The sequence below is a fragment of the Lactococcus sp. dk101 genome, from assembly GCF_009601055.1.
GTDB lineage: Bacteria > Bacillota > Bacilli > Lactobacillales > Streptococcaceae > Lactococcus.
This window is the reverse complement of record NZ_WITI01000005.1, coordinates 117,191-126,109: the sequence shown is the minus strand read 5'-3', so window position 1 is coordinate 126,109 and position 8,919 is coordinate 117,191. Positions and strand designations below refer to the sequence as shown.

Annotated in this window: 9 protein-coding genes, 6 tRNA genes and 1 rRNA gene; 10 read left to right on the top strand and 6 right to left on the bottom strand. The window is 38.9% G+C overall.

Going from position 1 to position 8,919, the window contains the following annotated elements; genetic code table 11:
- Positions 1–11 precede the first annotated feature (11 nt).
- From rrf to GHI45_RS05900, 7 genes are all read left to right on the top strand, one after another.
- Positions 12–127: ribosomal RNA gene (gene rrf, locus GHI45_RS05930) — 5S ribosomal RNA — on the top strand.
- 6 nt (positions 128–133) lie between these two features.
- Positions 134–206, top strand: a tRNA-Val gene (locus GHI45_RS05925).
- A gap of 40 nt (positions 207–246) precedes the next feature.
- A tRNA-Tyr gene (locus GHI45_RS05920) sits at positions 247–327 on the top strand.
- An 8-nt stretch (positions 328–335) separates the two neighbouring features.
- Positions 336–406: transfer RNA gene (locus GHI45_RS05915), tRNA-Trp, on the top strand.
- Positions 407–417: 11 nt separating this feature from the next.
- Positions 418–490: transfer RNA gene (locus GHI45_RS05910), tRNA-His, on the top strand.
- 6 nt (positions 491–496) lie between these two features.
- Positions 497–568 (top strand) — tRNA-Gln (locus GHI45_RS05905).
- A 7-nt stretch (positions 569–575) separates the two neighbouring features.
- Positions 576–659: transfer RNA gene (locus GHI45_RS05900), tRNA-Leu, on the top strand.
- Positions 660–692: 33 nt separating this feature from the next.
- Here the strand turns inward: GHI45_RS05900 and GHI45_RS05895 are convergent.
- Positions 693–3,014, bottom strand: coding sequence for a cation-translocating P-type ATPase (locus GHI45_RS05895; protein ID WP_255471392.1), 2,322 nt, complete (start codon positions 3,012–3,014; stop codon positions 693–695).
- Between the two features lie 26 nt (positions 3,015–3,040).
- Positions 3,041–3,304, bottom strand: coding sequence for a cation-transporting P-type ATPase (locus tag GHI45_RS11390; RefSeq protein ID WP_228386028.1), 264 nt, complete (start codon positions 3,302–3,304; stop codon positions 3,041–3,043).
- 124 nt (positions 3,305–3,428) lie between these two features.
- On the opposite strand from GHI45_RS11390, the gene GHI45_RS05890 reads away from it, so the two are divergent.
- The 3 genes from GHI45_RS05890 (at position 3,429) to GHI45_RS05880 (ending at position 5,541) form a co-directional block, all read left to right on the top strand.
- Complete coding sequence (locus GHI45_RS05890) at positions 3,429–3,917, top strand: DUF536 domain-containing protein (protein ID WP_147779895.1); 489 nt, start codon at positions 3,429–3,431, stop codon at positions 3,915–3,917.
- Between the two features lie 319 nt (positions 3,918–4,236).
- Complete coding sequence (gene gap / locus GHI45_RS05885; protein ID WP_147779894.1) at positions 4,237–5,250, top strand: type I glyceraldehyde-3-phosphate dehydrogenase; 1,014 nt, start codon at positions 4,237–4,239, stop codon at positions 5,248–5,250.
- Between the two features lie 108 nt (positions 5,251–5,358).
- On the top strand, positions 5,359–5,541 hold the full coding sequence (locus GHI45_RS05880) for a hypothetical protein (RefSeq protein WP_147779893.1): 183 nt from the start codon (positions 5,359–5,361) through the stop codon (positions 5,539–5,541).
- 57 nt (positions 5,542–5,598) lie between these two features.
- On the opposite strand, the gene GHI45_RS05875 is transcribed toward GHI45_RS05880, so the two are convergent.
- The 4 genes from GHI45_RS05875 to GHI45_RS05860 are packed head-to-tail and all read right to left on the bottom strand — an operon-like array spanning position 5,599 to position 8,887.
- Positions 5,599–6,561: an acetylxylan esterase gene (locus tag GHI45_RS05875; RefSeq protein ID WP_147779892.1), complete on the bottom strand. Its 963-nt coding sequence runs from the start codon at positions 6,559–6,561 to the stop codon at positions 5,599–5,601.
- 18 nt (positions 6,562–6,579) lie between these two features.
- Positions 6,580–7,473, bottom strand: a complete 894-nt coding sequence (locus GHI45_RS05870) for an ROK family protein (RefSeq protein WP_147779891.1) — start codon at positions 7,471–7,473, stop codon at positions 6,580–6,582.
- 15 nt (positions 7,474–7,488) lie between these two features.
- Positions 7,489–8,409, bottom strand: coding sequence for a dihydrodipicolinate synthase family protein (locus GHI45_RS05865; protein WP_147779890.1), 921 nt, complete (start codon positions 8,407–8,409; stop codon positions 7,489–7,491).
- A gap of 25 nt (positions 8,410–8,434) precedes the next feature.
- Positions 8,435–8,887 (bottom strand): YhcH/YjgK/YiaL family protein, encoded by a 453-nt coding sequence (locus GHI45_RS05860; protein ID WP_187230084.1) that lies wholly within the window; start codon positions 8,885–8,887, stop codon positions 8,435–8,437.
- Positions 8,888–8,919 lie beyond the last annotated feature (32 nt).

The following is an 8,919-nucleotide window of genomic DNA, read 5'->3' as shown; positions in this document are numbered from 1 at the left end:
GTGCAAAATAATTTAGTGCCCATAGCGTTGGAGATACACCTGTTCCCATGTCGAACACAGCAGTTAAGTCCTTCCGCGCCGGAAGTAGTTGGGGGTCGCCCCCTGCGAGATAGGGTCGGTGCTAAGTTATTTTGGGAGTTTAGCTCAGCTGGGAGAGCATCTGCCTTACAAGCAGAGGGTCAGCGGTTCGATCCCGTTAACTCCCATTAGATTATTTTATATAATCTGATTTTTAATCGAATATTTGGAAGGGTAGCGAAGAGGCTAAACGCGGCGGACTGTAAATCCGCTCCTTCGGGTTCGGAGGTTCGAATCCTCTCCCTTCCATAATTTGTACGGGCATCGTATAAAGGTAGTACAAAGGTCTCCAAAACCTTTAGTGTGGGTTCAATTCCTACTGCCCGTGTTAAAAATATGGCGGATGTGGTGAAGTGGTTAACACATCGGTTTGTGGTACCGACATGCGTGGGTTCGATTCCCATCATCCGCCTATTTTTGGGATATAGCCAAGCGGTAAGGCAAGGGACTTTGACTCCCTCATGCGCTAGTTCGAATCTAGCTATCCCAGTTCTGTCGCCGAAGTGGCGGAATAGGCAGACGCGCCAGACTCAAAATCTGGTGATGGCAACATCGTGCCGGTTCGACCCCGGCCTTCGGCATAACGATTGTTAATCAATCAAACGGTAAACCTACTAGTTAGCTAGTAGGTTTTTTGTTGTTTTTATTTTGATGAATTGTTTGTATATTTCTAGTACTACGATACTTAGGATTGCTAAAGAGATTGCTATAATCCAATGCTTCCGGCTCAATGGTACGACATCTAATATGTCCATAAAAAAGGGAACTTGAGAAAATATGACTGTCAACGCTAATGATAAAGTTGTTGTTAAAAATATTAATTTATTTTTTTGTGATTTTTTACTAAATATGGAAGTATCATTTTTAGCATTATACACGTTGATGGTTGAAGCGATGGTTAAGACCATAAAGGCCATTGTCTGTCCTAAGAGATGAGAGGGTGTCTGCTCACTTACTTGGACAAATCGACCAATGTAATAGCCAATTAATGACAGGATGACGAAACTGCTTGAGGCAACAATGATTTTATTACTGGTACCGCGTGAAAATAGGCTTTCTTTGACTCCAATAGGTGCTTGTTGCATGAGATCTGGGTCTGCTTTTTCTCGGGATAATCCAAATCCTGGAATTCCGTCAGCGATGACGTTGATATAAAGCAGTTGCATGCCGCTAAGTGGCATTCCCCAGCCTACCACAGCTCCGATGAGCATGATTAGAATTTCGGCGATATTTGCGGATAGTAAATAATAGATAGTCTTTTTGATATTGGCATAGACACGCCTGCCTTCTTTGATGGCACCGACGATTGTTGCAAAATTATCGTCAGTAATGACAATATCTGAGGCGGATTTTGAGACCTCAGTTCCAGCAATGCCCATGGCAGTTCCAACATCTGCTGCACGTAATGAAGGAGCGTCATTGACGCCATCGCCTGTCATTGCAACGATTTCTTCTCTCGCTTGCCAGGCATTGACGATACGGAGCTTGTCCTCAGGGCTGACACGGGCATACACTGAGATTTTGTCGAGCTGTCTGTCAAGTTGCTCCTCTGTCAGCGCTGACAGACTTGGCCCATCAATAACTTTGTCACCCTCGCGGTAAATGTCTAGCTCTTGGGCGATTGCTTTGGCGGTAAGCGCATGGTCACCTGTTATCATTAAAGGACGAATGCCTGCTTGTCGTGCTTCTTTGACAGCAATTTTTGATTCGGGTCTTGGGGGATCAATCATACCGATGATACCAAGAAAATTTTGATTTTCTTCGAGTTCAGAAAGTTGTTCGGGAATAGTATTTATTTTTTTATAAGATAAGGCGAGAACACGGAGGGCTTTGTCGGCAAATTGGTCATGAATGCGTTGGGCTTTTTTGTCAGTACTGACAATGCGATCAAATGCACCTTTCGTAATGACCAAATACTGATTTTCAATCTTGTCAGCAAGGACAACAGTCATTTTTTTACGTGTTGAGTCAAAAGGGAGTTCAATCAATCGTTTCGGTGCGGTTTCTGGTTTGTAAAGATGATGGTCAATCAAAAAATTGATGATAGCGGCCTCTGTTGGTTCACCATAAACTTCCCATTTGCCATTGGTTTCTTGGGCGCTGGCATTTGAGGCGTAGCCAAAGTACTGTATTAGCTTTTGCTCGTCGTCAGAAAGTGGGCCTGATGTCCATTCATTTCGCGCTTTATGCCAGATGTTTTTGATGGTCATTTTGTTTTGGGTTAGCGTACCGGTCTTGTCAGAAGCAATGATTGTGGCATTTCCAAGAGTCTCAACAGATGGAATATTTCGGATAATGGCATTTTGTTTCGCCATGTTTTCGACGCCATAAATCAAGCTCAAGGTCACGATAACCGGGAGCGTTTCAGGCACCGCAGCGATACCAAGAACAACTGCAGTCATCAGGTTATCAAGAACAGGAATATCATTGAGGAAATAATTGACGATGAAAATGATAATTCCTGCAATAAAAGCGATAATGGTTAATCGTTTTGCCAAACTATCAATTCGTTTTTGGAGTGGCGTTTTTTCTTTGCTTTGATTTTCCAGCAGTGAAGCTATTTGTCCCATCTGTGACTGATTTCCGACAGCGACAACAAGACCTTTCCCGGTTCCATTTAGAACATTTGTTCCTGAGAATACCATATTTAATTGGTCACCAAGAGGGAGCTTGTCAGTACTGACAAAGTTGGCGTCTTTGCTGATAGGCTCAGATTCGCCTGTAAGCGATGATTCGTCCATTTGAAGACTGGAGGCCTCAATCAGTCGAACATCGGCTCCTATTTGAATTCCTGCCTTTATGGCGATAATGTCACCGCAGACAAGTTCAGTTGAGGGGACTTTTGATTTCTTGCCTTCCCGAATGACTATTGAAGTTGGCGATGCCATTTTCTTTAAAGCCGCTAGTGAGGTTTCCGCACGATTTTCCTGAAACATGGAAACTGTAATATTGATGATGATAATCAATAAAACGACGTGATGTAATTTTGGTCGTTGAGAAAGGCCAAATAAGCTGACAGAGCAGCCACAAATAAAAGAACCAAATTCATCATTTCCAAGAGGTGATTTTTTATTTTTGCTAAAATACTTTCTTTTTTTGGCTCGGCGAAACGATTTTCGCCCCATTTTTGTCGATGTTCTTCAACTGAATTTAATAATAAGCCATTTTGTATATCACTTTTATAAAATGAAATTAATTTTTGTAAATTTTCTGTAGAATATTCCATGCCATTTCCTTTCTTTTTCTAATTTAATTATAATATTTTTCTCATTTATATGAGAATGATATGCGAGCTACATTTTTTATAATAAATCTACAAAAAACGCTAAAAATGTGGTATTATAGACATTATGGAAACAAAAACAGTAAGTGAATTAGCAGAACTCTTTGGAGTAACCCGACAAGCGATGAATAAACGTGTCAAGTCGCTTGATAGTGAATTTGTTGAGAAAAATGAGAAAAATATAACAGTCGTGAATTTACTTGGGATTCATGAACTGGAAGGCCTTTATGGAAAAGTTGTCACCGCTGAAGCAGAAGTGGTTGAACAACATGAAGTTGCTGTCAAAGCTGACGATAGCGCTGTTTTTGAGATGCTTTCAAACTTCATGAAAGACAAAAACACCGAGATTGATCGCCTTCAACAACAGCTCAACACAAAAGATGAACAACTTTCTACAAAAGATGCTCAAATTGCTGAGAAAGATCTTCAAATCAAGAAGCAACAAGAGCTGATGGATAAAGCATTGACGGATCAAAAAGCATTTTTGGCTGAAATCCAAAAAGAAATCAGTGCGGATAAAAATAAAGGTTTCTTCTCAAGAGTTTTTGGAAAGTAAAAATGCGTTATTATATTTGATTTTATGACTGCCTTTGAGCAGTTTTTTTGTCGATTGAAATATTCTTAGTCAATTTTTATTATTTGGGTAAAAAACAGAGCGAATATTAAAAAACACACAATTTTCAGAAAAATAAATGTAAACATTTTCATTGGCGTAAATACGTTACATCCGCTTAACAAGTGGATTTAATAGTTGTTTGCCCTTGCAAAAATCTCAAAAAGTGTTAAAATAAAGTATGTAAGTTAAATAATTAACTTAGTCACTTTAAAGCGGTTTGCTTTATAAAATCTAAAATCCTATAAGGAGGAAACTACTCATGGTAGTTAAAGTTGGTATTAACGGTTTCGGACGTATCGGACGTCTTGCACTTCGTCGTATTGAAAATGTTGAAGGTGTAGAAGTTGCAGCAATTAACGATCTTACAGATCCAGCTATGCTTGCTCACTTGTTGAAATATGATTCAACTCAAGGTAAATTCGACGGTACAGTTGAAGTTGCTGAAGGTGGATTCAACGTTAACGGTAAATTCATCCGTGTTACTCAAGAACGCGACCCTGAACAAATCGACTGGGCTTCTGCTGGTGTAGAAATCGTTCTTGAAGCAACTGGTTTCTTTGCTTCAAAAGCTGCTGCTGAAAAACACTTGCACGCTAATGGCGGAGCTAAGAAAGTTGTTATCACAGCACCTGGTGGAAACGACGTTAAAACTATCGTTTTCAACACTAACCACACTGAACTTGACGGTACTGAAACAGTAATTTCTGGTGCTTCATGTACAACTAACTGTCTTGCTCCAATGGCTGACGCTTTGAACAAAGCTTTCGGTATCGAAGTTGGTACAATGACTACAATTCACAGCTACACTGGTGACCAAATGCTTCTTGACGGCCCACACCGTAAAGGTGACTTCCGTCGCGCTCGTGCTGCTGCTGAAAACATCGTTCCTAACTCAACTGGTGCTGCTAAAGCTATCGGTCTTGTTATCCCTGCACTTAACGGTAAACTTGCTGGACATGCACAACGTGTACCTTCACCAACTGGATCATTGACTGAACTTGTTTCAATCCTTGACAAGAAAGTTACTGTTGACGAAGTTAATGCAGTTATGAAAGCTGCAGAAAACGAATCATTCGGTTACAACGCTGATAACATCGTTTCACGCGACATCATCGGTGAAAGCCACGGTTCAATCTTCGACCCAACTCAAACTGAAGTTACAACTGCAGGTGATTTCCAACTTGTTAAAACAGTTGCTTGGTACGACAACGAAATGTCATACACTTCACAACTTGTTCGTACTCTTGAATACTTCGCTTCAATCGCTAAATAATCAAATTTACGAAATGAAACTGGCTTAGGCCAGTTTTTTTGTTTTTCCCGAGCAATCTATTGCCATAAGCTCCATTTCAATATATAATAGTAAAGGAAGGAAAAAGAGATGCAAATAATTGAAGAAGGGGAGCAGGCTTTCTTAAAGCAATTAGAAGTCTTACTGCGAATCCCTGAAATTCGGGAGAAAGACCATCAGAGTTTGCTTTATAATAATCGTGAAAGTATAGAAGGATTGACACACGACATCAAAGGATCGATGACACTTTTGATGATTTTTGATAACGAGTGATGTCTTAGACTTGTCAGTACTGACAATAAAAAAGAACAGGAAACTGTTCTTTTTTTGTTATATTATCTTAGAGCCGATGAGTTGATCAAAAGCAAAATCATTGATTTTGACATTCATTGCTTCGTGACTGTACTCTGGTAAGATCTTATGTTCTTTGGGTGACTCAATACGATTATAGATTGCGAATTGTGTTGACGGCGGACAGACATTATCTTCTAGTCCAGTAACCATTGTTACAGGGCAATGGATAAAATGCGCGAGATTTTTGACATCAATGTAAGATAGATTGTGTAATATCTCATCTTCTGTCTCGTGAAATGGATCTGAAAATTTAAAATATCTAAACAATTCATCATAGGGCTCACTATGATTTCCTAGTTCTAGTACGCGTTTAAAATCAGAAAGGAATGGATAAATTGAAACAACTTTTTTGATTTTTGAATTTAGGGCAGCAGCAACTAGTGCTAAAGCACCGCCTTGAGAGGCACCATAACTATAAAGTTTATTGCTATCTACAAAAGAGAAGCTAGAAACAAGGTTAACGAGCTGATAAACATCGAGATAAACATCTTTAAAGAAAAGCTGATCAGGCCCAGAAACTGCACCTCTAATGACCTGTCCTTTGACGGTAATTCCATCGAAAACACCATGGTCAGTAGAATGTCCAGCTTGACCCCGAACGTCCATACAGACAACGCCATAGCCAGCAGCTACGAATTTTAAATTTTCTGTCCAATCAGGACTTTGGCCTTGGTAGCCATGGAAGTAGAAAATTAAAGGAATATTTTTACTCGTCTTTGGAAAGATACATTTTGAATAAACAGTTGAGCCATTCGTGCCTTCAAAGGTCAGTTCATAAAAATTTGCAAAATCAATTCCAAATTCTTTTTTTTCAAGCTGGTAATTTTCTAAACTCGAACAATTTTCTTTTTGTTTTGTCCAAAAATCAGTGAAATATTTAGGTATATCTTGTCTTCCCTGATATGTTTTCATTTCTTCGAGAGACATTGTTTCAATCATTATTATTTCCTCATTTAGTTAATCAATTTGTTGACGAATTTTAAAATTATAGTAAGCACCAAGCATGCCAGCTTGATTTTGATAGTGTGCAAATTTAACTTTTGTTACGTCAGCTAGGCTTGAAACTAAGTTTTTTCTCAGCGCTTTATCAATTTTTGCTTCTAAATATTCTTTTTGAGCCATGATGCCACCACCCAAGACGATAACTTCTGGGTTAGCAACGTAGCAGATGTTTGCAATTCCTTCAGCAAGGTAATTAACCATTTGATCAATTGCCTGGATACAAAGAGAATCTCCTTGTTTTGCTTCTTCAAAAATGCGATATCCGTTCCATGAACTTACATCATCATTGTGAAGCTCAGCGGCACGATTGACTAAAGCAGTCGTAGAAGCTAAATCTTGGAATGCTCCATCAGAAATTCGAATGTATCCAACTTCACAGGCGCTATAACTAAAACCTGAGTAAATAGTAGAATTCAAAAGTAATGCGCCACCAATCCCAGTTCCTATTGTTAAGCAAAGTGCAACCTTACTATCTTTAGCACTACCAGAAATTGCTTCAGCCAATCCAGCACAATTGACATCGTTTTCGATTTCGCAAGGAAGGTTGAATTTATCCTCGATGACAGCTTTAAATTGTGTTCCTATATAATTTGGAATTTGCGGGCCTGAGTAAAAGACTTCTCCTTTTACAGGGTCAATCATACCAGCCGAAGAAATCCCAACGCCTGCAATATCATTATTTTCAGCTATAAATCTTTCAATAATTGAAATAATTTTTTCAAGGATGGCAGGGCCGCCTTTATCTGCTTGAGTGTCCATTTCATCAGTGCTGACAATATTTGCTTGACTATCTACTAGCCCATATTTGATGGAAGTACCACCAATATCAATAGCGATATATTTTTTCATCGGAAACCTCACGTCTTATTTACAGAATTTAATTTTTGCATCACGTATCATTTTAGCGGCTTCTTCAATGATAGCTTCATCGTCAGTGCTTACAGGTGTCAATGGTTGACGTACGCCACCGATGTTAAGCTTCTCATTGATTTTCAAAACAGCTTTGATTACGCCGTACATATTACCGTGTGCAGAGACAAGTTTAGCAATGATGTCATTGATAGTATATTGCAAGGCTTTAGCGGTTTCTAAATCTTTAACTTGAATGAGTTCGTTCAATTTTACAAATAGTTCAGGCATGGCACCATAGGTTCCACCAATACCAGCATACGCCCCCATAAGACGTCCGCCTAAGAACTGTTCATCTGGGCCATTAAATACTAGGTGATCAGCTCCGCCAAGGGCGCTAAATTCTTGAATGTCTTGAACAGGCATTGACGAATTTTTAACACCGATGACATTTTTGTTCTTGAGCATTTCAGTGTAGAGTGATTTTGTCAGTGTCGTTCCAGAAAGTTGAGGAATATTGTAAATGACAAAGTCTGTATTTGGTGCTGCATTACTGATGTCATTCCAATATTGCGCAACAGCATATTCGGGTAATCGGAAATAAATAGGTGGGATAGAAGCAATTGCATCAACACCAAGTGATTCAGCGTGTTTCGCAAGCTCGATACTGTCTTTTGTATTGTTTGCGGCAACGTGACAAATGATTGTCAATTTTCCTTTAGCAATCTTCATAACGTTTTCTATAACGAGTTTACGGTCTGCTACACTTTGATAAATACATTCACCAGAAGAGCCGTTAACATACAAACCATTGACCTTTTTATCGATAAAATATTGTGTCAACTGTTGGACAGCTTCTGGGCTAATTTCGCCATTTTCATCATAACATGCATAGAATGCTGGGATAATTCCTTGATATTTTGTTAAATCTTTCATTTTAAAGACCTTTCTTTTCTAAAATTTATTTTAAACGAACTTTCATGACAGCTTTGATAACTTGTTCACTTCCCGAAAAATAATTGTCAGGTTGGTGAGCTTCGTCAGGAAAATACATGATGAATGTTTGCTCATCTATTGAATTGATTTGCATACTGTTACTGACAATGCTACCACAATCCGTTTTTTCATCGTATGATTTTGTTGAATTGTCCACGGATTGACCGTACTTGGATGTTTCAGTGCCTTTAATCATCAAGTGAATATCCATATATTTTTCGTGATACTCAAAGATGGAACTTGTCTTTTTGGAAAGTTCTGCATCGCGTATCATCAGAAAAACATCCTCGCCTGCAATATCAAATTTTCCAGTTCCTAATTTTTGGATATCCGTACTGACAAGATAATGTATTGCTTGATCAAGGTTGGGATGAATTCCCAAATATCGCTGCATTTGATTTATGGAATCAATAATCATTTTTAACTGTTCCCTCATGTTTTGTCATTGCT

Coding starts and splice junctions, on each gene's coding strand:
- GHI45_RS05875 (WP_147779892.1), bottom strand. CDS start 6,561: ATGATTGAAACAATGTCTCTCGAAGAAATGAAAACATATCAGGGAAGA.
- GHI45_RS05880 (WP_147779893.1), top strand. CDS start 5,359: ATGCAAATAATTGAAGAAGGGGAGCAGGCTTTCTTAAAGCAATTAGAA.
- GHI45_RS05865 (WP_147779890.1), bottom strand. CDS start 8,409: ATGAAAGATTTAACAAAATATCAAGGAATTATCCCAGCATTCTATGCA.
- GHI45_RS05860 (WP_187230084.1), bottom strand. CDS start 8,887: ATGATTATTGATTCCATAAATCAAATGCAGCGATATTTGGGAATTCAT.
- GHI45_RS05890 (WP_147779895.1), top strand. CDS start 3,429: ATGGAAACAAAAACAGTAAGTGAATTAGCAGAACTCTTTGGAGTAACC.
- GHI45_RS11390 (WP_228386028.1), bottom strand. CDS start 3,304: ATGGAATATTCTACAGAAAATTTACAAAAATTAATTTCATTTTATAAA.
- gap (WP_147779894.1), top strand. CDS start 4,237: ATGGTAGTTAAAGTTGGTATTAACGGTTTCGGACGTATCGGACGTCTT.
- GHI45_RS05870 (WP_147779891.1), bottom strand. CDS start 7,473: ATGAAAAAATATATCGCTATTGATATTGGTGGTACTTCCATCAAATAT.
- GHI45_RS05895 (WP_255471392.1), bottom strand. CDS start 3,014: ATGTTTCAGGAAAATCGTGCGGAAACCTCACTAGCGGCTTTAAAGAAA.